The following is a 24201-nucleotide window of genomic DNA, read 5'->3' as shown; positions in this document are numbered from 1 at the left end:
GCGCCTTTGCGAGATTAATCGACAAAGCATCAAAAAAACTTCGAGTCTTAGCGCCTTCGCGACAAAACAACCAACATCCTATGAAATCAACAATATATATATTTTTCCTATTATTTACCACAGCAGTTTTCTGCCAAATAGGAAAACGATTTCCATCAGAGAAAAAGATAATCAAAGATCCCGTTACAGGTATCGATTTAATCTTTTTAACTACAAAATCGGCTGGAGATTCGAAAACATATCCAACACATCCACAATGGACTTCTGATGGCGAATGGCTGATTTTCAGAACCAAAAGAGCCAACGGAGAAGCAATGGCTGTAAACGAAAAATCAGGTGTAATGGTTCAGGTTACAGAAGGTGGTTATACCGGAACATTATGCATGGCGCAAAAATCAATGAAATTGTATTTTATGCGAAAAGGCGATAGCGATAAAATGCAGATTATGGAAGTGAATCTCGAAGCCGTTTTTGCTGACAGCGAAAAAGGAAAAATGAAACCAGTTTCGGCTTATGAACGTGTTTGCGGTACAACAAATCCAGAAATGGGCGCTTCAGGAGATATGGCTTTGGATGCTAATGAAGATCGCGTTTATTTCAGAATCGGAAAAGAAGAAGCGGCGAGATATTTAGATCCAAATGTAAAAATTGAAAAAAGTTTTGGACCGAGAAATATGGGAGCAGGTCCGGGCGGAATAAGCAGTATGAATATTAAGACTGGTGAAGTGAAACATGTAATTTCGGTGCCGTTTCAGGTTGGACATATTCAATCTAATATCTGGAATCCGGGCGAATTGGTTTTTTGCTGGGAAACCGGAGGAAAATCGCCACAGCGTACTTGGACCGTTATGGCAGACGGATCTGGTTTGAGACCGTTATATCCAGAATCGGATTATGAATGGGTTACGCACGAAGTTGTAATTTCTAAAGATGAGGTGGCGATGGCGATTATGGGACATAGAAAAATTGATATTCAGAAAGATGCTCCAGTCGAAGTGACTTCTAGTACAGAAGTTCGAAATCCTCAAAATCCGGGTCAGGAAAGTAATTGGGGAAATTCGGGAACGAGAGAAAAACCAACTGGTTTGGCAATCGTAAATTTAAGAACGCGCGAAATGATTATCGCCGGCCAAACTAAAAGCGGAAGTGGCTTATGGCACGTTCACGGTTCGTCTGATGGAAGATGGGCTGTTGGTGATGACTTTTCAAGAAGTTTGTATTTAATCGACAGAAAAACAAATGAAATGATGATGTTGACAACCGGACATAAAGAAACGGCAGCAGATCATGTTCATCCAACTTTTAACAGAGACGGAACAAAAATCGAAATTCAGTCGGCAATGCTTTCTGAAGATAATCGAACATTGAATATCTGTATTGTAAATGTGCCGAAGGAGTGGCTGAAAAGGAAGTGATTAGTAAAGAGTGAATAGTGATTAGTGAATAGTCAGTAGTGAATTTTGAATTGTAAAAAGTGAAAATGTTTAATAAAAATTGTTTCGTTTTGTGTCGCTTAATCTTCATTGTTTTTATAAGCAATGTGACGGTTTCTTTTGCGCAAGAATCAGGAAAAATGGATGCCATTTATTCTGGAACGCCTTGGCTTGACCAAAACGGAAATATTGTAAGCGCACACGGTGCAAACATTATAAAAGAAAAAGATACATTTTATTTATTTGGAGAAGCACACAGTGATACCAGCAATGCATTTGAAGGTTTTAATTGTTATTCTTCAAAAGATCTTTACAATTGGAAATTTGAGCGTCAGGCGCTTCCTCTACAAGAATCTGGAAAATTGGGACCAAATCGTGTTGGTGAGCGAGTAAAAGTGATGAAATGCCCAAAAACAGATGAATTTGTAATGTATATGCACGCTGATACTTTAACGTATAAAGATCAGTTTGTGGGTTATGCCGTTTCAAAAAATATTGAAGGTCCATATACTTTTAAAGGCCCGCTTTTGTTGGACGGAAAACCAATCAAAAAATGGGATATGGGAACTTTTCAAGATTCTGATGGTTCAGGATATATTTTAGTTCACGGTGGTGAAATTTACAAATTAAGCGATGATTATAAATCGGTTACAGAAAAAGTAAATGAAAATATAACAACCGGATTTGAATCACCAACGATGCTTAAAAAAGAGAATCTGTATTATTTTATTGGTTCACATTTGACAAGTTGGGAGAAAAATGACAATTATTATTATACCTCAAATTCAATAAAAGGGCCTTGGGAATTTCAAGGTTTAATTGCGCCAAAAGAAACGCTGACATGGAATTCGCAATCGACTTTTGTTTTGCCAATTCAAGGTTCTAAAGAAACAACATATATGTTTATGGGTGATCGCTGGTCGTTTCCTAAACAGGCTTCATCGGCAACTTATGTTTGGCAGCCGTTGACAATTTTAGGAAAGTCGCTTTCAATTCCGAAATACGAAGAGACATGGCAAATTGATTTGGCTACCGGAATTGCATCTGTACCAAAAAACACGAATAAAATTTTTAAAAACAATAATAAAGAAATTAAATATTCCGGAAATTGGAGTCATAAAGATATCGAAAGCAAATCTGATGATAAAAATGCTTCATTTTCGATTAAATTCAAAGGACAGCAAATTGGTTTTTCAAGTTTTGTTGGATCTGAAAATGGTTACGCTAAAGTTGTTTTGACAGACGAAAAAGGAAAAATTATTACAACTACAATTGTTGACTTGTACAGTAAAAATGCAACAGAAACACCTGTTTACAAATCTCCAATTTTGAAAAAAGGAAACTACATTTTAATGGTTTCAGGAACTGGAGAAAGACCAAATTGGTCGGATAAGAGAAAATCAAATTACGGAAGTACAGGATATAATATTTCCGTTACTCAAATTGAAATAAAGAAATAAATAAAAAATAAAACAGCTTACAATGAAAAAGTTTTTCACTTTGGTTTTATGTGTTTTGGGAATTTCTCAAAGTGCATTTTCGCAGAAATACAGCAATGACAAATTTCCTGATGGAACCGAAATTGCATCTTGGTTTAAAGATTATACAAAACTTCAATTAAAAGATTTAGGAAAAAAATACACGATTACAGATTTTGGTGTAAGCAAAGACAGTACAAAATTACAAACCGTTGCTATTCAGAAAGTGATTGATAAAGCTGCGACAAATGGAGGAGGCGTAATCATAATCCCAAAAGGCGTTTACCTGAGTGGTGCTTTGTTTTTTAAGCCAAAAACAGCTTTGTACATCAGTGAAGGCGGAGTTTTAAAAGGCTCTGATGATATTACCAATTATCCAATTATGCCTTCAAGAATGGAAGGCCAGAATCTGGATTATTTCCCAGCTTTGGTAAATGCTTACGGCGTTGATAATTTCTCAATTTCAGGAAAAGGTACCATAAACGGAAACGGAAGAAAATATTGGGATGCTTTCTGGGCGCGCCGAAAAGAGAATCCAAAATGTACCAATCTTGAAGTTTCTAGACCAAGATTAGTTTTTGTTTGGAATTCAAACAACGTACAATTTCAAGATGTAAAATTCATTAATTCAGGTTTTTGGACGAATCATTTTTATAAATGCAATAATATAAAAATACTGGATGCTTATATCTATTCTCCACACAAAAAAGGTGATGCTCCAAGCACCGATGCAATTGATCTTGATATTTGTAGCAACGTACTAATAAAAGGCACTAACATGTCTGTAAATGATGATGCTGTAGCGCTAAAAGGAGGTAAAGGACCTTATGCTGACCAAGATAAAAATAATGGACCAAACACCAATATTATTATTGAGGACTGTAAGTTTGGATATTGTCATTCGGCTTTAACGAACGGAAGTGAAGCGATTCATAACCGAAACATAATTATGCGCAATTGCGAAGTTGACGGACCATCAATATTGTTACATCTTAAAATGAGACCTGATACGCCACAACTTTACGAATTTATCAGATTGGAAGATATTAAGGGACAAACCAAAAACGGTCTGGCGATTTTAGCATGGAAACAGTTTTTTGATTTAAAAGGTCGCCCTGATGTTCCATTATCGTATGGAGATAACGTTACTTTAAAAAATATTGATCTAAAATGCGAGATGTTCTATAAAGTAGAAAATGACCCAAATGTTCGTTTATCCAATTTCACTTTTGAAAACTTGAATATTGAATCTGTTAAGGCTGATATTGATAAAAGTTTGATAAAAGGAGTGACTTTTAAAAATGTTGTTGTGAATAAGAAGGTTTTAGAATAGGTTCAAAGGTTCAGAGTTGCAAAGGTTCAAAGGTTCAAAGGTTTTTCTGTAGAGGCGCACAGCAGTACGTCTAGCACAAAGTAACCATAAAGTTTGTCATTCCGAGGAACGAGGAATCTCCACGAGTAGCTCTACACAGATTGGCGATTTAGATTGTGGAGTTTCTTGCGGAGATTCCTCGTTCCTCGGAATGACAAAAATGAGAATAAAAATTTGTGCCTTAGCGTCTTCGTGGCAAAATAAAAATAAAAATGAAAAAAATACTGCTTTTAATCGTTTCGATTTCATCCATAAATGTTTTCTGCCAAAAGAAAATCACAACCGATTTTTTAATTGCAGATTCAAACAATGCAGTAAACATTTACATCGATAAAAATACAGATCCTTTAATTATTTGGGCAGTAAATGAATTTGCAGATGATGTCAAAGAATTAACAGGAAATCGACCAGAAATACTTCAGGTAAATTCATTTTCTAAAAACGGAATTTATATTGGAGAAGCTTCAAATGCACTTTTTAAAACCAGAAAAGAGCAAAAAGAGCTTTCGAATCAATGGGAGAAATTTTCAATCCAAAAAGAGAAAGAAAATCTAATAATTGCCGGTTCTGATGTTCGCGGAACTGTTTATGCAATTTTCGAAATATCGGAACGTCTCGGAATTTCTCCTTGGAAATGGTGGGCAGATGTTCATCCAATAAAACAAGAAAAACTTTCCTTAAAACTTTCAGAGCAAAAAATAATTTCTTCGCCTTCGGTACAATATCGTGGTATTTTTTTGAATGACGAAGATTGGGCACTTCAGCCTTGGGCAGCCAAAACATTTGAACCAGAAACAGGAGATATTGGTCCAAAAACGTACGAGAAAATCTTCCAATTATTGTTGCGTTTGAAAGCCAATACCATCTGGCCAGCGATGCATCCGTCAACAAAAGGATTTTTTACAATTGCTGGAAATAAAGAAATGGCGCAAAAATATCATATCGTAATTGGTTCGTCTCACGCCGAGCCAATGCTTCGAAATAATGTCGATGAATGGAAACCTAAAATCTACGGCGATTACAATTATTTTACGAATAAAACTCAGGTTGATAAATATTGGCAGGATCGTTTAGATGAATTAAAGTCGGCTCAAAACGAAACCATCATGACGCTTGGAATGCGTGGCGTTCATGATAGTAAAATGGAAGGGGCAAAGGATTTAAAAGAATCTATTGAAATGGTCGAAAAAATTATCGTAAACCAGCGCGAAATGCTATCGAATACCTTCAAAAAGCCTTTGAAAGATATTCCACAAGCTTTTGTTCCATACAAAGAAGTTTTAGAATTATACGATAACGGACTTAAAGTTCCGAGTGATATTACATTAGTTTGGCCCGATGATAATTACGGATACATTCGCCGTTTGAGCAACGAAGAAGAACAAAAAAGAGCAGGAGGAAGCGGAGTCTATTATCACATAAGTTATTGGGGAAGACCACACGATTATCTTTGGCTGAGTACAATGCAACCCGGTTTGATTTGGTACGAAATGAACAAAGCCTATGAAAATGGAGCAAAAAAAATGTGGATTGTAAATGTTGGCGATATTAAGCCTGCAGAATATGATACCGAGTTGTTTTTGGACATGGCTTGGGACATCAACAGTATAAAATCTGACGGACTTAATCAGTATTTAAAAGATTGGGCTTCAAGAGAATTTTCGCCTAAAATAAGCGCCGAAGTAAGTACTATTTTCGAAGAATATTATCGTTTGGCATTTCTCAGAAAACCAGAATATATGGGCTGGAGCCAAACCGAACCAACAACACCGGTAAAGCTATCCGATTTTTCAGAAAAGGAAATTTGGAACAGAATAAAAGACTACAATACACTTATTGAGAAAATAGACAGCCTTTCTGAATTTATTCCGCGAGAGCGAAAAGATGCTTGGTTTCAATTGGCTGTTTATCCGTTAAAAGGCGCAGCTTATATGAATCATAAGTTTTTATATTGGAATTTGGCAGCAATAACTTCAGATGAAAAAGAAAAGGCAAAATATGAACTTTTGGCATCAGAGGCTTTCCATAAAATTGAAGCACTTACCGATTTTTACAATACCAAATTAAGCGACGGAAAATGGAATAAAATGATGTCGATGCATCCTAGAAACCTTCCTGTTTTTGATTCGGTTAAAAAGCCTGAATCAGTTGTAAAAGTGCAAAAAGAAACAGCAAACAGAATTGCAATTCAAGCCAATGCATTTGTTTCTCAAAAAGGTTTTAAAAATTACAATTGGAAGACAATTAACGGATTGGGCTACAGTAATAATGCTGTTGCTTTATTCCCTTTAAAACAACAGTATTTTAAAGAAGCAAAACCTTCTGTAGTTTATGAATTTGAAATAAAAAATGCAGGTGAATATGAAGTTGAACTCCGAACATTGCCGACGCATTCTAATAACTTTGATCATGAAGTTGGAATTCAGATTGATGAAAACGCTTTACAGTCTTTTAAAACAAATACAAAAGACCGTGACAAAACATGGAAAGAAAATGTTTTAAGAAACAGTGCAATTGTAAAACTTCCTGCTTTAAAATTGGAAAAAGGAAAACATAAAATTAAGATAGAAGTAAACCAGACCGGTATTGTGCTGGATCAGCTGGCAGTTTATCCTTCAAACGAAGGAAGTTCTTACGAAATACCTTTGAATTAAGCATTAAATGATGATTATGAAGCAGTAACAGCGGCGGAGTTGAAAAAATATTTGAAAAAAATAGTTTTCTAATTTTTTGTAATCCATTGATATAGAGATTTAAAGAAAATAGGTTAAATAATTATTAACTTAAATCGCCAAAACAGTTATAATTTTAACATTAAACGTGCGTTATAGTTCGTGCAAACATTTATTTTTGCGCCTTAATTTAACAAGTATAAGCATGAAAGATCTATTAGTAAAAATCAACGCCGAAATTGACACATTTAAAGCAGAAGCTGAATCTTTAACTGAAAAAGGTATTAAAGCTGCTGGACCAAGAGCTAGAAAAGCTACTTTAGAAATTGAAAAACTTTTAAAAGAATTCAGAAAAGTTTCTATCGAAGAATCAAAAAAATAATACACTTCGTATTTCAAAAACAAAAACCTCGCTTATGTAATGTAAGCGAGGTTTTTTATTTTAGTCAAAAGTCGAAAGTCAAAAGTCAAAAGCGAAATTTACAATTCAACATTAACAATTCACAATTATTTAGGTATCTCAATATAATCTTTCAAATTACAGTCTTTTATCTTCTTAAGACTTTCAGCAACAGTCAACGCATTTAAAGTTGCACCTTCTAAGCCCGTGTGCGTATGATCTTTTGGAAAAAAGGCTTTTACTTTTTCTTTTCCTAAAGCCTCATATTTTGTCGCCACAATATCATTTAAATCGATAAAAGGAACTTTTTCTTTTTCGGCAGCAATTTTAGACCAAATTACATAACTATCCGTTCTACGTTCGGCTTTGTCATTTGGCCATTCGTTTCTTGGCGTTAAGCTTATAACAATCGGAATTGCGCCCTTTTCTTTGGCTTCTCGAATGAATTTCTCCATATACCACCCAAAAGTATGTACAATTTCTTTTGAACCGTCTGGACGCGTTACTTCTTGCGTTTCATCTCCATTTCCTTTTAATGAACCTCTGAATTTCTCTTTATCAATATCGCCCGCATCGTTATGTCCAAACTGAATAATAACGAAATTTCCAGGCTGTAATTGGTTTTTTACTTCGTCCCAAAGACCTTCATAGACAAAAGTTCTGGTGCTTCTGCCACCTCTCGCTTTATTGATTACTTCAATTCTTGTAGTGTCGCAATATTGTGGGAATTGAACTCCCCAGCCAACAGCGTCAGGATTATTGTTGTTATTGGCCATTGTTGAATCGCCAATTAAAAAAAGTTTTTTCTTTGGCGGAAGCACAATTTTTGGATTGGCTAAAATGTAATTTTTTAAAGAGTTTTTGCTCGCTTTTAATTCATTGATAATAACCGAAGCCGAAAGAACAGCACCTTGTGCAGAAGTATGTGTATGATCTTTTTTGTAGAAATAAGTTCCGGTTACTTTTGCTTCGCCGAATTTTTCCATTTCCACGGCCATTTTTTCATTCAAATTGATGAAAGTAACTTTTTCCTTTTCGGCAATTTGTTTGGCCCATAAACCATATGATTTATTGTTTCTCGGCACTTTTCCTTCTTTCCAGTCGTTTCTCGGAATTGGCGAACAAATAATTGGAATAGCGCCTTTTGATTTGGCTTCTCGAACTACTTTCTGAATATACCAGCCGTAACTATGAACGGTTTCGTGTTTTTTGGTAATCAAATTGTCAATTTCCTGTGATTCATTCCCAATTCCTTTGAAAGTACCGCGTGCGCGAATAGTATCATTAATTGGTCCATCGTCATTATGTCCAAATTGGATTAGTACATAATCGCCCTTTTTAAGTTTATTCAAAACTTCAATCCATAAACCTTTGTCCTGAAAAGTTCGACTGCTGGTGCCACCTAAAGCATGATTTTCGATATTGACTTTTGTTGTATCTAAAAACTGCCCAATGTAATCTCCCCAGCCCCAAAGTCCGCCTGCGCCATCGCCTTTGCCGTTTTTCACGGTTGAATCGCCAACCATATAAACAGTTGGTTTATTGTTTTTGGTGGATGTAAAATTGAAAAATAATACTGCTAAAATTAGGGCAGAAAGTATTTTGATTGATTTCATAATTAGTGAAATATAAAATGTGTATTTAACCGCAAAGTTCGCAAGGGTTTACGCAAGGCACGCTAATCTTTGCGAACTTTGCGATTTCTCAGCGCAAAGAGATGAAAATCTTAGCGTGCTTTGCGGTTAAAATGATAAAGTAATTAAACCTGAAACTTAAATCTTATCTCTAAAATCAAACCACAAATTCATCTTAATTCCGTCGTCACCGCTTTTAATTCTGATGTTTGTTGGTTGACTTTGTGGTCCTTGTTGTTCCAAAGGTTTGAAATCTCTCATTGCCGGAATTTCATACATAAATGAGATATCGCCTTCTGGAAATGCCGGTTGCGGATTGCTTCCTGGAAAACCATTTTTAGGCAAATCAGGCGTAAATAATCTCAAGAATAAATTATCAGATTCACTGAAAACTTTAAACGATGAAGCGCCTGCTTTTAAGTTTGCTCCCAATAAATTAGCGTGATAACCTTTAAATTCTGGATAAACTAGATTTTCGAAGCTTTCGCCCGTAATCGTATTGTTGTAGTCTTTTTCCCAAATTCCGTAAGTTGTTCCTTTAATTCTGTTTTTCCAAACGTGGTAAGGACCTCTTCCAAACCATTTAATTCCGGTAACATCTTTTTCAGAAAAACTGAAAGTAATTCCGAACGAGTTGATTTTATCTTCAAAGAAAGCACCATCAAAACCATCAAAACCGCTTGGTGCTTTTTCGTTTTTAAGAACAACCATTTCCATTTTAAATCTTCCGTCTGGTTCCATAGTCCATTTAATAGAAGAAATACCGCCAACGTATGAAACTGTACAAACGGCTTTATCGCCTTCCTGAGAAACCTGAATATCTTTCAATTTCGCTTTCATTCCAATTGGTCGCGGACCATTTGTTAACGGAATTGTTGCCGATGCATTTTTAACCGATGTAATTTCTCCATTTTCAGAACTTAAAACAACCGTAACATCGCCACCTTTTAAAGTAACTTCAGTTCCTGTTTTCAAAGCCGATGCTTTCGCTTTTGTGTTTTGAACCGCTAAAAATTTATTGGCATAAAATAAAGCTTTGTGAATAGGCCAAGTCCACGTATAAATTTCTTTTCCAAACTGATCATAAGCTGAAATCGATAAAACATCACCTTTAGCAAAATTATTCGGAACAGCAAACTGAATTTTGCGTGTTTCACCAGGATCAATACTCGGAATTTCGATTTTTCCTCCGCTTATTTCTTTTGCAGTTCCAGTGGTGTAAAGCACATTTTTATCCGATTGTAACACTTTGAATTCCATTTTGCAGGTATTCAAATTACTGAAAAGATAGTCGTTTTTGATTAAGAATGAACCGTCAAAACCTTCTGTAACTTGTTTTGGCTGAAATTGAATTGGCGCCCAAACTTCTTTTACTGTATAATAACTTCCTTCTCTTTCACGATGCGGACCTAAAATCCCGTCAGCAGCTAAAGAACCTTTTGAATCAAATTTTGCATCACCTTTCCAATCAGAGCGAAAAACAGCTTCGTCCAACATCGCCCACATAAATCCTCCTGCAAAAAGCGGACTTTCTTTATAGCGATTCCAGAAATCTTCCAGCGCAGCTCCGTGACCGTTATCATAGGTTCCGTGCATAAATTCGGTTGGGAAAAATACATTTTCTCCTGCGTTAAAACGATGCATTCCTGTTAAGTAAGTCGGGTAGTGGTGCGTGTCCCAGCCATTAAAATCGGCCCAAGGATGAATTACAATTCTTTTTTGCGGATCTAGATCTGCGAAGACTTTATCCGTATCATAATTCCATCCACCTTCATTTCCGTTATCCCAAATAATCACAGAGGCATGATTGACATCACGAGTGATCATTTCAGTTGCTAATTTTTTCCCAGTTTCAGTATCGTAAGAGTTTTGCCAGCCTGCCAATTCGTTCAAAACAAAAAGACCAAGCGAATCACAAACTTCTAAAAAGTGCGTATCTGGAGGATAATGCCCACGAACGGCATTCATATTCATATCTTTAATTAACTTTCCGTCCAGCTCGCTAATACGTTTGCTGGTACTTCTTCCGCCTTCTGGCCAAAACGAGTGACGGTTAATTCCTTTCATGATAATTTTAGTTCCATTAAGGTAAATTCCATCTTGTTTTTTAAACTCTAAAGTTCTGAAACCAATTCGCTTGTCATATTGATGAACTGCAGTTCCGTTTTGTTTTAAAACCAATTGCAAGTCATATAAATTTGGATTTTCAGGATTCCAAGGTTTTATGTTTTTCCACTGTGCGGCAATAGTTTCTTTGGTAGATTTCGCTTTAAGCGGAAAAGTAAAAGTCTGGAAATTTTCTCCGTTCAAACCTTTTAAAGTCGCTTCTAAAGTCGCGTTTTTAGAAACATTTTTCAAATCCAAATCAACTGTAATTGAACCATCCATTTTTGGGTTTACAGCAATATTTTCAATATGAGTTTTTGGTGAAACTTCTAACCAAACCGGACGATAGATTCCGCCAAACAGCCACCAATCCGCTCTTCTTTCAGCGGCATTAACTGATTTATTTGCCGAATGTTTCCAAACATGAACTTCTAAAGTGTTTTTTCCGCCGTATTTTAAAAGAGATGAAATATCATATTTAAACTCATAAAAACCACCTTGATGGATCGCTCCAGCAAGTTTTCCGTTTACTTTTACTTCAGTATCCGTCATTGCACCGCCAAAAGCGATTAAAACATCTTTGCCTTTATAATCTGCCGGAACTTCAAACTCATATTTGTATAAACCTTCTTCTTTGCTTGGCTCTTTTTGGTTCAATTCTTTGTACCAGCGTCCATAAGTATATTCGCCAAAACCTTCTAATTCCCATTGTGACGGGACATTTATTTTTGACCAAGTTTTACTGTTGTTTCCATCAGTACAATAAAAATCCCATTGTACAGGATGTTCAAAATCTTTTCCTGAAAGATAAACTTTATCGGTTTGTTGTGCATGGCTGTTTTGGGTCAGAAAAAGCGAAAATGCAAGAATAGAGAGATTTTGGATAGTGTTTTTTAGTAGCATAGTAAAGTGAATTCTTTGATGGTTAATTGCCATCTGGTTTAACAATTTCAAATCGGGCGCTCATTGGCAAAGTCCAGCTTGAAATGAAATTTGGTTTCTTCGGATTATAATCTGGTGTTTCTTTTTTAATATGTTTTTTTAAAGGAAGATCAAGTTCACGAATGCCTTTTAAAACGCAAAGTGCGATTTCGTTGGCTCCGAATCCATTAAAATGAGTGTTGTCATCTAATGCTTTTTCCTGTCCCGGAAAAGTATTCGCAGGATATTGTACAAAAGCTTTTCTTGAAGGTTCGTCGCCCCAAGCTTCATATAATTCGGTTGTCATTTTTGTAACATCAATTAAAGCGACATCATTTTTTTGAGCAACTGCTCGCATCGCGGAAGGAAATTCACCGTGTGTTTCTTTTAAAGTCCCATTTTCATTGAAAAATCGGCGCTGTGTTGGTGTCACCAAAACCGGAATCGCACCTTTTTCCTTAGCCGAATTTACAAACTCAGTCAATAAAGTCGAATAAGATCCAAAAGCTCCATTGCCTTCACCTTTTATTTTTTCGTCATTATGGCCAAATTCCACAAATAAATAATCTCCTTTTTTGATTTCAGAAAGTATTTTTTTCAAACGATTTGCTCCTTTAAAAGAACTTAAAGATGAACCCGAATACGCATAATTTGCAACTACAATATTTTGATCAAAATAATTGGTAATGAATTGCCCCCAAGACGCCCAAGGTTCAACATCTTGATCGGTTACGGTAGAATCTCCAGCAAGATAAACTACAGTCAAATTATCTTTTCGAGTTATTTTAATACTTTGGATAGATGCTTCACCAAGAAATTCAAGCGTCAGTTTGTGATCCCAGTTTAAAATTTCTTTTTCACGGTCTTTTAAACTGATATTGGTCTGATCGTCAATTTTGATATTTCGGACATTAACATTAAAAGTCTGCGTTATTTTTTGTCCTTTTTTTACAGCAAACTCATTTAACATTAAGCGTCTCGATTCTGCTTTTATGGTCACTTTCGAATCTTTTTCAGCACTTCCTATAGTAACTTCAACTTGATAATTTCCTTCAGGAACTGCAGTCGAAAAGTAGGTTGGTTTTGTAATAGAAAAAGAATTTGAATTGATTTTTACATTCGAAGCCGAACTAAAATCAAATCCAAAACCTTTTGCATCCGTATAAACTAATGCATTGTTTACTAAAGTGCTTTTTTTGTTTTTTGCCGAATTTCCAAAAACAAAAACCTGTGGTTCTGTATTGTTTTTTTCGCTGTCCTTTTTATTTTCTGAAGAAGAATAAACAGCATTATTTATAGGCAAATTAGAATGCATAGCAAAGAACTGATTCGGCATTGCCAAACAAATAACCATCGATAAGAAAGTACTGATTTTTACCAATTTTTTGAGATTTTAATTTATTTGATTTTCAAATCTAACGGTTCATTTTTGATATAGTATCCTGTACTATGATGTTAAAAAGAATTTAAAAATGCTAAAAATTAATATACTTTTTATATTTAGTAAATCAGGTAGGTACAGGATAGTATACCACAAAAAAACAAAGAAATTGCATCATAATTATGGAATTGATAAAAAAAAGCGATTTTAATTTTATTTAATTCTTATTTAGATTTTGCCATTTTTACTGCTTTATGAAAACAAAAAAATATTCTTTTACAAGGTTTTTAAGTTTGCTTTTTTTATTTCCAATTTTAAGTTTTGGACAAAATAAAGAAGTACGCAAACTTCATTATTCGCCAGAAGAAAACAGTTTTGTCTTAAAAAATGGAACCCGAAAATTCAATCGTGCTTTATACGGTTCCAACACCGGATTTAGAGTCGAAACGGGCGATTTGCCTGAATTTGCCATGTACATGCCGGGAATGGGAGGAAACTTCAAACTGGGAATTTCAAGCGGAAAAGACAGCAAATGGATTACTGAGGCTTCTAAAATTGATACACGTTACGTTTTAGGCACAATGCATTATACAATTGAAGATGCTATTTTAGGAAACGGAAAATTATTTGTTGATGTTGTCGCTTTAAAAGAAAAAGAAGGTTTTATTGTAAAAGCTTACGGAAATGGAGTTTCTAAAAACAGCAATATTATTTGGGCTTTTGGAGGTGCAACGGGAAAAAAATTCAGTCGTGATGGCGATATTGGCGCTGATCCGGAATCGGTGTTTTATTTGCAACCTGATTATTGTCTTGGTAATAAATACACTTTGCAAAAACAGTCTTTTTTGTTGGAATATGGTTCGGAAAGCAATAAACAGAAAACGGGAAATAATAAAACTCTAACTGGATTTTTTCCAGAATCGAAAGTGCTTTTGGCAAACGCAAAAAATCAAAATTCGCCTTCAGAGTTGTATAATTCAAATGCAGAAAATTTGCCGGTTATTTCAGGTAAAACAAACAGTATTTCTGAAAAAGCTATTTATTGGTATTTTTCTACAGAAGAAATAAAAACGGCTGTTTCGCAAAAAGAAATCGCTCAGCTTTATGAAAAATCAGTTCAACAAACACAGATTTTGGCGAACAGAGTTAAAGTAAAAACCCCAGATCCTTATATCAATAATTTAGGTTTCGCACTTTCAATTGCTTCTGACGGAATTTGGGAAAACCCAGCATATCTTCACGGTGCAATTGCGTGGAGAATGTACCTGAATGCATGGCGTGGCGCTTATACAGCAGATCCGTTAGGATGGCACGACAGAGCAAAAACGCATTTTACAAGTTACAGCAATTCGCAAGTGATTTCACCGGATAATGGTCCAATTGTTTTTGATGAAGAAAGAAATCTCGCGCGTCAAAAAGAAGAAATTGGAACCTCAATGTTTAGCAGTGGATACATTTCCCGAAATCCAAATAAAAATACGGTAGCACATCATTATGATATGAATTTGGTTTTTATTGATCAAATGCTTCGTCATTTTAAATGGACTGGAGATATTGCTTTTTTAAAGGAAATGTGGCCTACAATTGAAAGACATTTAAATTGGGAAAAAAGAAATTTTGATCCAGATAACGACGGACTTTATGATGCTTACGCCACAATTTGGGCGAGCGACGCTTTGCAATATAGCGGTGGCGCCGTAATTCATTCTTCTGCCTATAATTATTATGCGAATAAAACGGTTGCTGAATTGGCAAGAAAAATTCAGAAAGATCCAAGGCCTTACGAAAAGGAAGCGGAGAAAATTTTAAAAGCTTCAAATGACCAACTTTGGATTTCTAAAAAAGGAATTTTTGCCGAATATAAAGATGCTTTAGGAAACCGATTGTTGCATGATTCTCCAGGAGTTTGGAGCATTTATCATACGATAGATTCAGAATTGTCAAATCCTTTTGAGAGTTATCAAATGCTGAATTATGTAAATAATGAGATACCGCATATTCCAATTTCGGCTGAGGGATTGGATAAAAAAGATCTTTATGTAATCAGTACAACAAATTGGCAACCGTATACTTGGTCCATAAATAATGTGGCTTTGGCCGAACAATTACATACTTCGTTGGCTTTTTGGCAAGGCGGACAATCGGAAAAAGCATTTAAAATGTGGGAAAGTGTTTTGATCGAAAGTATGTATTTGGGCGCTTCGCCGGGTGGTTTTGAACAGCTTTTGTATCAAGATAAAATGCGTGGCGAATTGTATCGTGATTTTGCAGATCCAATAGGAATGGCATCTAGAACTTTGGTCGAAGGACTTTTCGGGATTAAGCCTGATGCTGTTGCAGAAGTTTTGACCATTCAGCCTGGTTTTCCTAAAGAATGGGAAGAAGCGTCTTTAGAAGTTCCAGATGTTTCGTTTTCTTATAATAGAGATAATAGAAAAGATAGTTATCATATTGAAAATCGTTTTGCTTCAAAAATGAATTTGAAATTGATTCTGAATGCCTATTATGAAGGAATCGAAAATATTACTATAAACGGAAAAAAAGCATCATGGAAACCAATACCTGAAAGTATGGGAAATCCAAAAATTAGCATTGATGCGCCCTATAATTCTGTTTATGATATTGTTATAAATTGGAAAGCAGTGACTTTTGCAACTATGTCTCATAAACCATCATACACTTCTGGCGACGCTTTAAATATGTTGATTTGGAAAGGTGAAATCGTTTCAGTGTATGATCCACAATCGGTTTTGGGTAAAATTATAAAGTCGGAGAAGGATTTTCAATCTACAGTAAACGGCGAGGGAAACAAAACCTTTTTTATTCAATTAAAACAAGGTGATTTTTCTTGGTGGAAACCGATTGAATTTACTTTAAAAAGCAAGAAAGAAACTGAAAAAGTTACGAATTGGGATCTTCCTTTGGATAAATCGCAACGGGCAGAAACCATTTCGCTTTCTAATTATTTCAATGCAAAAGTTACAGATATTTTTACGAATGAATATTTATCTCCAAGACCGCAGACGGTCACTTTACAACTTCCAAAACAAGGAATTGGAAATTGGTGTTATCCTAATATTTCAGTAAAAATTGATGATAAAGGTTTACGCGAAAAAGCCAACCAAAGTGGAGAAATTAAAACACCAAATGGAATTCCGTTTAAAACGCCTTCGGAAGAAAATCAGAAGAATATCATCTTTACGTCGATGTGGGATAATTATCCAAAAAGCGTGAATATTCCGCTTGACGGAAAAGCTTCGCATGCTTATTTTATGCTGGCCGGATCGACAAACCCAATGCAAAGCCGAATCACAAACGGAGAAATTAAAGTAAATTACAGCGATGGAACTTCTGAAATATTAGCTTTAAAAAACCCAGAAAATTGGTGGCCAATTGAACAGGATTATTTTGTTGATGGCCTTGCTTTTACAACAGATGCTCCAAAACCGCCAAGAGTGTATTTGAAAACCGGAGAAATTTCAAGAGATTTTAAAGAATTTGCAATCATAAAAGGATTTACCAATTATGGTGTAGACGGCGGTGCAGGAACAATTTTGGATTTGCCTTTGGATAAAAATAAAACATTAAAAAGTTTGACACTTAAAACAGTTGCCAATGATGTGGTGATTGGTTTGATGAGTGTTACTTTAATTAGATAATGAGATGAAACACATTGAGATTTAACCGCAAAGCACGCAAGGTTTTTTGCTTCTAGCATTCTAAAATAAAAACGCAAAGTTCGCAAAGCTTTGTGTAGATAAAGCTTTGCGAACTTTGCGTTTATAAAACATAGCTTAGTAAAAAATCTTGCGTGCTTTGCGGTTAAAAATCGCATTTCAACCTGAAACCAAAAAATAACCAAATGAAAAAACAATTTTTAATTATTGCCACCCTATTTTCGGCATGCTTGTCCGCACAGCAGAAAATCGACCGAAAAGCATTAGTAAATCGTCATAACGTTCAAATTACGGCTATTGATACTTTAGCTTCCTTGACCGTCGGAAATGGCGCTTTTGCCTTTACAGTTGACGCTACAGGATTGCAGACTTTTCCGAAAACGTACCAAAACGGAATTCCATTAGGAACGGAATCGGAGTGGGGATGGGACAGCTATAAAAACACAGAGAATTTCAAGTTTTCGGAGACTTTAAGGGACTATCAGCAATATGGAAGAAATGTTTCGTATACGGTTCAGATAAAAGAACCAAAACGAAAAGTTGATGCTATAAATTGGTTTAGACAGAATCCGCATTTAGTGCAATTGGGGAATTTGGGTTTTGAAATTTTGAAGAAAGATGGAAGCTTGGCAAAAACATCAGATATTAAATCAATTTCTCAAAAACTGAATTTATGGACAGGCGAAATTGAAAGTTATTTTGAAGTTGAAGGAACTCCAGTAACTGTTTTGACAGCTTCTCATCAAGAAAAAGATGCAATTGGCGTGAAAGTAAAATCCGACTTGTTACTGCAAAAACGCTTAAAAATCAGTTTAAGAATTCCGTTTCCAACCGGAGATTGGGCCGATTTTGGAACTAAGTATGAAGGAAAACAAAATTATACAAGTACTTTAAAACAAAAATCAAAAACTGAAGCTGTTATAACGCACGTTATGGACAGCATTTCATACAATGTTGATTTAGCTTGGAAAGGAAATGCACAAATTAAAAAAGCTTCAGATCATTATTTTGTAATTGAAGCTTCTAATACAAATACATTAGAAGTGAGTTGTCTTTTTGCTTTGGCAGAAAATAAAACTGAGAATTCTTCTTTTGAAGCTATTCAAAATAGCAGTATAAAAGGCTGGGAACAATTTTGGTTAAGCGGTGCAGCAGTTGATTTTTCAGGAAGTACAGATCCACGTGCAAAGGAATTAGAGCGAAGAGTAATTCTTTCGCAGTATTTAACAAAAGTGCAATGTACAGGAAAAGTACCGCCTCAAGAAACCGGTTTGACGTATAACAGCTGGTATGGAAAACCGCATTTAGAAATGCATTGGTGGCATGGTGTCCATTTTGCGCTTTGGAACCGAGCAGAACTGCTTGAAAAAAGCCTTCCTTGGTATCAAAAAGTTTTTGATAAAGCCAAAAATATTGCCAAAAGACAAGGTTTTGAAGGCGCAAGATGGCAAAAAATGACGGATCCTGATGGAAATGAAAGTCCGTCATCTGTAGGTTCATTTTTAATTTGGCAACAACCACATTTTATTACCTATGCGGAATTGATTTATCGCACAAAACCAACAGCTGTAGTCCTGAAAAAATACAGCGAACGTGTTTTTGCAACTGCCGATTTTATGGCTTCGTTTGCTAATTATGATGCTAAAAACGATCGTTATGTTTTAGGCCCAGGTGTTATTCCAGCGCAAGAACGCTTTAAGGCGATGGAGACTTTTAACCCGACTTATGAATTGGCTTATTGGAATTGGGCATTGAAAACGGCAATTTCATGGAAGCACGGGTTAAACCAAAAAGTACCAGAAAAATGGGAAAAGGTGTTAGCAAAATTATCACCACTTCCAGTTTCAGGCGATGTTTATTTGGCTACAGAAAGTGCAACAGATTCGTATACTAATCCAGAGTTCAAAACAGATCATCCATCGGTTTTAGGAACTTTCGGAATGCTTCCTGAAACTTCTCTTTTGGATAAAAAAATCATGAAAAATACGTTTGACTTGGTTTGGAAAACATGGTCTTGGGACAAAACTTGGGGATGGGATTTCCCGATGACGGCAATGTCTGCAGCGCGATTAAATATGCCAGATAAAGCAATTGATGCCTTGTTTATGAATGTGACAACAAATACCTATTTAAAAAATGGACATAATTATCAAGCAGAAAGATTAACATTATACCTTCCAGGAAATGGCGGATTATTAACAGCAGTTGCTATGATGTGTGCAGGCTGGGACGGAACGACAGAAGAAAATCCGGGTTTCCCAAAAGATGGAACTTGGAAAGTGCAAAGCGAAGGATTCCAAAAGATGTTTTGATTTTTTTTGTTTCTCGCAGATTTTACTGATAAAGCGGATTTATTTAGTCTCGCAAAGACGCAGAGTCGCAAAGTTTCATTTTAATTTTTCTTTGCGTCTTCGCGACTTTGCGAGATTAAAAAACAATATACTCACATTTTAAAATACGATATGAAAAATAATAAAAACTTTGTAGTAATACTGCTTTTCTTAAGCCTAAATATATTCAGCCAAAGGCAAATGGAAAATCTCGATCGAGGTGTTATTGCCATTAAAGACAAAGACCAGTTTTTTATTGGCTGGCGTGTTTTAGGAACCGATCGTGATAATCTTGCTTTTAACTTATACCGAAAAAGCGGTTCTAAAAAGCCAGTTAAATTAAATGACAAACCAATTTTGGGCGCGACTAATTTTCTTGATACAAAAGCCAATGCTCAGGAAGAAAATACTTGGTTTGTAAAGACAGTTTTAAAAGGTAAAGAATCAGATGCAAAAGGAAGTTTTACAATTCCGGCTTCAAGTCCAGATAAAGATTATTTGTCGATTCAATTAAAACAAATTGAAGGTTATACTGCAAATGATCTTTCGGTTGGCGATTTGGATGGCGACGGAAAATACGATTTGATTGTTCATATGACCGGAAAAGCACATGACAATTCGCATACCGGAATTACAGATCCGCCAATATTTCAAGCTTATACTTTAGAAGGGAAATTTTTATGGCAAATTAATTTAGGAAAAAACATTCGGGAAGGCGCACACTATACACAGTTTATGGTGTATGATTTAGACGGTGACGGAATTGCAGAATTGGTTTGCAAAACTGCCGACGGAACTACAGACAGCCAAAATAATGTTGTTGGAGATGCTTCAAAAGATTGGGTAGATCGCGATCCGAATTCAGGAACTTATGGGAAGATTTTGAAAGGCCCAGAATATCTTTCTGTTTTTGACGGAAGAACGGGAAAGCTTGTTGCAACTGTAAATTACATTGCCGAAAGAGGTGATCTTGCCGGCTGGGGCGGACATGGCGGAAGTGGTGGAAATGACACAAAAGGAAATAGAATTGATCGTTTTACGGCTTGTGTTGCTTATTTAGATGGGATTCATCCGAGTGTAATTATGTGTCGTGGTTATTACGGAAGAACAGTTTTAGCTGCTTGGGATTTTAAAAATGGCAAACTGACTTCGAGATGGGTTTTTGATAGTAAAGATTCGGAAAATCCATATTCTGGAATGGGAAATCATAATCTTACTGTTGCCGATGTTGATAATGATGGAAAAGACGAAATTATATACGGATCAATGTGTGTTGATGATAATGGACAAGGTTTATACACGACAGGTTTCAGACATGGTGACGCGATTCATGTTTCAGATTTAGATCCTGATCTTCCTGGTTTGGAAGTTTTTGGAATTCATGAAATTGAAAATGGCACAACAGGTCCGGGAGTTACAATTTTTGCCGCAAAAGACGGAAAAGTATTGTTTACAGGTTCTATGAATGAGGATGTTGGAAGGGGAGTTGCAGATAATATTGATCCTGAGCTTAAGGGCGCGCAGTTTTGGTATTCAGGTTCTCCTGATTTATACGATATGAAAGGAAAAGTTGTTGGAAAAGCACCAAGCTCAGTTAACTTTTTAATTTATTGGGACGGCGATACTTCCAGAGAAATTCTGAATTCAAATTATATCGATAAATACAATAAAGGAAGATTATTCACCGCAACAGGTGCAGTTTCTAATAACGGAACAAAATCGACTCCGGCGCTTTCTGCAGATATCCTCGGAGATTGGCGTGAAGAACTAATTTTAAGATCAGAAGACAATAAAGAATTAAGAATTTATTCGACAACAATTCCGACGGATGTTCGTCAATATACTTTAATGCATGATCCACAATATAGATTGAGTATTGCTTGGCAAAATGTGGGGTATAATCAGCCTCCACATACTAGTTTTTATATGGGAAAAGATATGAAGCCGGCGCCTAAACCGAGTATAATTTTGGTTAAAGTAACAAAGAAGCAAAGGTTTTAAATTTTGTGATCTCGCAAAGACGCCAAGTCGCCAAGTTTTTTATGAATAGCGTCCAGCTTTAGCTGGATGAAATTATGTATTTGCAAAAAAGGCTTTAGCCAAAATGCATTTTTTGGCTAAAGCCTTTCAAAATTGACTTTATGAAACCTCCAGCTAAAGTTGGAGGCAATTAATATTTTAAACTAAAACTTCGCGACTTTGCGACTTTGCGAGATTAAAACGTAGAATCTTAAAAAACCTTTGCACCTTTGTCACTTTGCTACTTTAAACCTTCTAAATCGAATTTCTATCAATAAAATTAAAAGGTACTTTATAGTCTCCTTTTTCTTTATTCAAAATCATTCGGGCGGCGGTTTCGCCCATTACGTTGAAATCGGTTGACATAACGGTGATGCCTAATAATTCTTTTAGAGGAGTATCGTTGTATGAGATTACGCCAATTTCTTTTCCTAAAATATATTCTTCATCGCGAATTTGCTTCATTAAATTCACCAAATCCGATTCTTCAATAGTGATAAATAAATCACCTTTTTTCAAAATCATATCGTCGTAAACCTCACTCAGAATCTCAAAATTGATTTCGTGTTCTACACAAAATTTTCTAAATCCGTGTAAAATTCTTCTTGGATATGGGTAAACTGCTTTTTCTGGGTAAACCAAAATCAGCCTTTTGTATTTAGTGATTTTCGAAAGACCTTCTTTTAAAGCATTATAAATGTCATTTTCGAAATCCTGATAAATCTTGATGATTTCACCTTCCATTCCTAATTTGATATTGTCCATAATGACCAATTTCTCTTTTGGAATTCGTTCGATGGCTTTTACAACTTCATCAGTAAAACTTAAATGTTTCAATTCATCAGTTTTAAAGTGCGTTGTGATGACATAATAATCATAAGCACCTTCAAACTTGTCAAGCAAATTTAGAAATAAGGTTTCGTCACAATGATAAATATGCAGATCCGTATGCGCATTTGCACCTACTGTATTGATAAATGAACTGTAAGTTTTCATTTTATACGCGCTCAATTTATTGAATAAAAAAAGCACATTTACCTTCGATTCGAGTTTTGTTCGAGTAATATAATATCCTTTTCCTCTGATAGAAGAAATGATTTTTCGCTCTTTTAAGATGTTATAAGCCTTTTCGACAGTATCGCGAGACATGTAAAACTCCTCGCTGAAACTGTTAATGGAAGGTATTTTTTGATTTATTTTTAGATTTCCGTTCGCAATATTCTGTAAAATTGAATCTACAATCTGCTTGTATTTTGGAACCCTTGAATCTTCATCAATTTTAATTAGTTTAATCATTTTGCAGGTATTGAAAATTATGCTGAAAAATTTACAAGCACAATTCTGAATTAAAATTTGGATATAAAGCTTTACTTAAAAACCCGATAAAGTGCTGTAATTGCTACTTTTCTCACAAAATATCTCAAATTAAATAAGGCTAATTTTATGTTTTTGGAGATTTGGTTAAATATTATAAATTGATGATATAATAATTACGAAATCGATTGCTAAAATAGAAATTTTAAATTTATTTTTCTACTTAAAAACCATTCTTATTCGCAATATTCTTTGGTTTTAACATAATTCCTAAAATCATAAAGGATAGTACAGGACAGTTTTCTTTTTTACATTCTCTTATTTTACAAAACCAGATTAACTATCAATAACCACAAACTAAAATTATTAAATGGAATCATTACTAGGGATTATTTTTCACTCCATTGGAGGTTTCTCTTCGGGCAGTTTTTATATGCCTTTCAAGAAAGTAAAAAATTGGGCATGGGAAAGCTACTGGCTTATAGGAGGTTTTTTCTCTTGGCTTATTGTGCCACCAATTGCGGCTTATTTAACTATTCCAAATTTTACTGAAATTATCGCAACGGCTGCACCACAAGTTAAAGCATTAGCATTTGTAATGGGATTGATTTGGGGAATTGGAGGACTTACTTATGGTCTTGGAGTTCGTTATTTAGGAATGTCGTTGGGGAACTCAATTACTTTAGGATTCTGTTCTGCTTTTGGCGCTTTGATTCCACCAATTTATTATCATTTTAATGCCGTAGAAGGTAAAGAGTCAATCAGTGATATGTTTGCGAATTCAGGCGGACAAATGGTTTTAGCTGGAGTCTTAATATGTATTATTGGTATTGCAATTCTAGGAAAAGCAGGAATGCTGAAAGAAAAGGATTTTGCAACAGGTCATGAAGATAAAGACAAAGATTTTAGTCTGGTAAAAGGGCTTATTATTGCCATTGTATCAGGTATTTTAAGTTCGTTTTTTAACTTCGGAATCGAAGCAGCAAAACCAATGGCAGATGTTGCCAACGAAGCATGGAAATTAGCAAATCCAAATCAAGGTGAGTTTTTATTCCAAAATAATGTTAGTTATATCGTTATACTTTGGGGTGGCTTAACAACGAACTTTCTATGGTGTATTTATCTGAATTTCAAGAATAAAACCTTTGGTAATTATACAGACACCACAACACCAATTTCAAAAAATATTTTGTTCTCAGCAATTGCAGGAACAATGTGGTTTTTGCAGTTCTTCTTTTATGGTATGGGAGAAAGCAAATTAGGCAATGGTGCGAGTTCTTGGATTCTGCACATGTCGACCATCATTTTGACGGCAAACTTCTGGGGATTCTACCTAAAAGAATGGACAGGAGTTTCTAAAAAAACAATGAGAACTTTTGTGTGGGGAATTGGATTAATCATGCTTTCGATTGTTGTAGTAGGAATCGGGAATTCATTATAAAAATCAACTAAAATCAAAACAAC

Annotated in this window: 13 protein-coding genes; 9 read left to right on the top strand and 4 right to left on the bottom strand. The window is 35.3% G+C overall.

Annotated elements, in window-relative coordinates:
- Window positions 1–80 precede the first annotated feature (80 nt).
- The 5 genes from RB619_RS13605 to RB619_RS13585 all read left to right on the top strand — a co-directional run bounded on the left by RB619_RS13605 (window position 81) and on the right by RB619_RS13585 (window position 7337).
- A complete protein-coding gene (locus tag RB619_RS13605; RefSeq protein ID WP_308098276.1) occupies window positions 81–1415 on the top strand; it encodes a hypothetical protein in 1335 nt (444 codons plus the stop codon).
- 65 nt (window positions 1416–1480) lie between these two features.
- Window positions 1481–2893 (top strand): family 43 glycosylhydrolase, encoded by a 1413-nt coding sequence (locus RB619_RS13600; RefSeq protein WP_308098274.1) that lies wholly within the window; start codon window positions 1481–1483, stop codon window positions 2891–2893.
- A gap of 22 nt (window positions 2894–2915) precedes the next feature.
- Complete coding sequence (locus tag RB619_RS13595; protein WP_308098272.1) at window positions 2916–4244, top strand: glycosyl hydrolase family 28 protein; 1329 nt, start codon at window positions 2916–2918, stop codon at window positions 4242–4244.
- Window positions 4245–4495: 251 nt separating this feature from the next.
- Window positions 4496–6937 carry a glycosyl hydrolase 115 family protein gene (locus RB619_RS13590; protein ID WP_308098270.1) on the top strand — a complete coding sequence of 814 codons (2442 nt, stop codon included), beginning with the start codon at window positions 4496–4498 and terminating at the stop codon, window positions 6935–6937.
- Window positions 6938–7160: 223 nt separating this feature from the next.
- Complete coding sequence (locus RB619_RS13585; protein ID WP_026729959.1) at window positions 7161–7337, top strand: histone H1; 177 nt, start codon at window positions 7161–7163, stop codon at window positions 7335–7337.
- 125 nt (window positions 7338–7462) lie between these two features.
- On the opposite strand, the gene RB619_RS13580 is transcribed toward RB619_RS13585, so the two are convergent.
- The 3 genes from RB619_RS13580 to RB619_RS13570 all read right to left on the bottom strand — a co-directional run bounded on the left by RB619_RS13580 (window position 7463) and on the right by RB619_RS13570 (window position 13397).
- Entirely contained in the window at window positions 7463–8971 is a 1509-nt protein-coding gene (locus tag RB619_RS13580) for a rhamnogalacturonan acetylesterase (protein ID WP_308098262.1), read from the bottom strand.
- A 156-nt stretch (window positions 8972–9127) separates the two neighbouring features.
- Window positions 9128–11998 carry a glycoside hydrolase family 2 TIM barrel-domain containing protein gene (locus tag RB619_RS13575; protein WP_308098260.1) on the bottom strand — a complete coding sequence of 957 codons (2871 nt, stop codon included), beginning with the start codon at window positions 11996–11998 and terminating at the stop codon, window positions 9128–9130.
- A 22-nt stretch (window positions 11999–12020) separates the two neighbouring features.
- On the bottom strand, window positions 12021–13397 hold the full coding sequence (locus RB619_RS13570) for a rhamnogalacturonan acetylesterase (RefSeq protein ID WP_308098258.1): 1377 nt from the start codon (window positions 13395–13397) through the stop codon (window positions 12021–12023).
- 254 nt (window positions 13398–13651) lie between these two features.
- On the opposite strand from RB619_RS13570, the gene RB619_RS13565 reads away from it, so the two are divergent.
- From RB619_RS13565 to RB619_RS13555, 3 genes are all read left to right on the top strand, one after another.
- The gene (locus tag RB619_RS13565; protein WP_308098257.1) at window positions 13652–17056 is read left to right on the top strand and encodes a DUF4450 domain-containing protein; all 3405 of its coding nucleotides are present in this window, start codon (window positions 13652–13654) and stop codon (window positions 17054–17056) included.
- A gap of 203 nt (window positions 17057–17259) precedes the next feature.
- Window positions 17260–19386: a hypothetical protein gene (locus RB619_RS13560; protein WP_308098255.1), complete on the top strand. Its 2127-nt coding sequence runs from the start codon at window positions 17260–17262 to the stop codon at window positions 19384–19386.
- 150 nt (window positions 19387–19536) lie between these two features.
- Complete coding sequence (locus tag RB619_RS13555; protein ID WP_308098253.1) at window positions 19537–21405, top strand: rhamnogalacturonan lyase; 1869 nt, start codon at window positions 19537–19539, stop codon at window positions 21403–21405.
- Between the two features lie 273 nt (window positions 21406–21678).
- Here the strand turns inward: RB619_RS13555 and RB619_RS13550 are convergent, their stop codons facing one another.
- Window positions 21679–22719 (bottom strand): GntR family transcriptional regulator, encoded by a 1041-nt coding sequence (locus RB619_RS13550; protein ID WP_308098251.1) that lies wholly within the window; start codon window positions 22717–22719, stop codon window positions 21679–21681.
- Window positions 22720–23107: 388 nt separating this feature from the next.
- Between RB619_RS13550 and rhaT the strand changes: the two genes are divergently transcribed.
- Window positions 23108–24178: an L-rhamnose/proton symporter RhaT gene (rhaT, locus tag RB619_RS13545; protein ID WP_308098249.1), complete on the top strand. Its 1071-nt coding sequence runs from the start codon at window positions 23108–23110 to the stop codon at window positions 24176–24178.
- The last annotated feature ends 23 nt before the right edge of the window (window positions 24179–24201 follow it).

The sequence above is a fragment of the Flavobacterium sp. LHD-80 genome (assembly GCF_030929605.1).
In the GTDB taxonomy this organism is placed as follows: Bacteria; Bacteroidota; Bacteroidia; order Flavobacteriales; family Flavobacteriaceae; genus Flavobacterium.
The sequence above is the reverse complement of the archived record's forward strand: the minus strand, read 5'-3'. Positions and strand labels throughout refer to the sequence as shown.

What these genes read in the sequence shown, in the direction of transcription:
- RB619_RS13560 (WP_308098255.1), top strand. Translation starts at nt 17,260, where the DNA reads ATGAAAAAACAATTTTTAATTATTGCCACCCTATTTTCGGCATGCTTG.
- RB619_RS13595 (WP_308098272.1), top strand. Translation starts at nt 2,916, where the DNA reads ATGAAAAAGTTTTTCACTTTGGTTTTATGTGTTTTGGGAATTTCTCAA.
- RB619_RS13575 (WP_308098260.1), bottom strand. Translation starts at nt 11,998, where the DNA reads ATGCTACTAAAAAACACTATCCAAAATCTCTCTATTCTTGCATTTTCG.
- RB619_RS13580 (WP_308098262.1), bottom strand. Translation starts at nt 8,971, where the DNA reads ATGAAATCAATCAAAATACTTTCTGCCCTAATTTTAGCAGTATTATTT.
- RB619_RS13550 (WP_308098251.1), bottom strand. Translation starts at nt 22,719, where the DNA reads ATGATTAAACTAATTAAAATTGATGAAGATTCAAGGGTTCCAAAATAC.
- RB619_RS13585 (WP_026729959.1), top strand. Translation starts at nt 7,161, where the DNA reads ATGAAAGATCTATTAGTAAAAATCAACGCCGAAATTGACACATTTAAA.
- RB619_RS13590 (WP_308098270.1), top strand. Translation starts at nt 4,496, where the DNA reads ATGAAAAAAATACTGCTTTTAATCGTTTCGATTTCATCCATAAATGTT.
- RB619_RS13600 (WP_308098274.1), top strand. Translation starts at nt 1,481, where the DNA reads ATGTTTAATAAAAATTGTTTCGTTTTGTGTCGCTTAATCTTCATTGTT.
- RB619_RS13565 (WP_308098257.1), top strand. Translation starts at nt 13,652, where the DNA reads ATGAAAACAAAAAAATATTCTTTTACAAGGTTTTTAAGTTTGCTTTTT.
- RB619_RS13605 (WP_308098276.1), top strand. Translation starts at nt 81, where the DNA reads ATGAAATCAACAATATATATATTTTTCCTATTATTTACCACAGCAGTT.
- RB619_RS13555 (WP_308098253.1), top strand. Translation starts at nt 19,537, where the DNA reads ATGAAAAATAATAAAAACTTTGTAGTAATACTGCTTTTCTTAAGCCTA.
- rhaT (WP_308098249.1), top strand. Translation starts at nt 23,108, where the DNA reads ATGGAATCATTACTAGGGATTATTTTTCACTCCATTGGAGGTTTCTCT.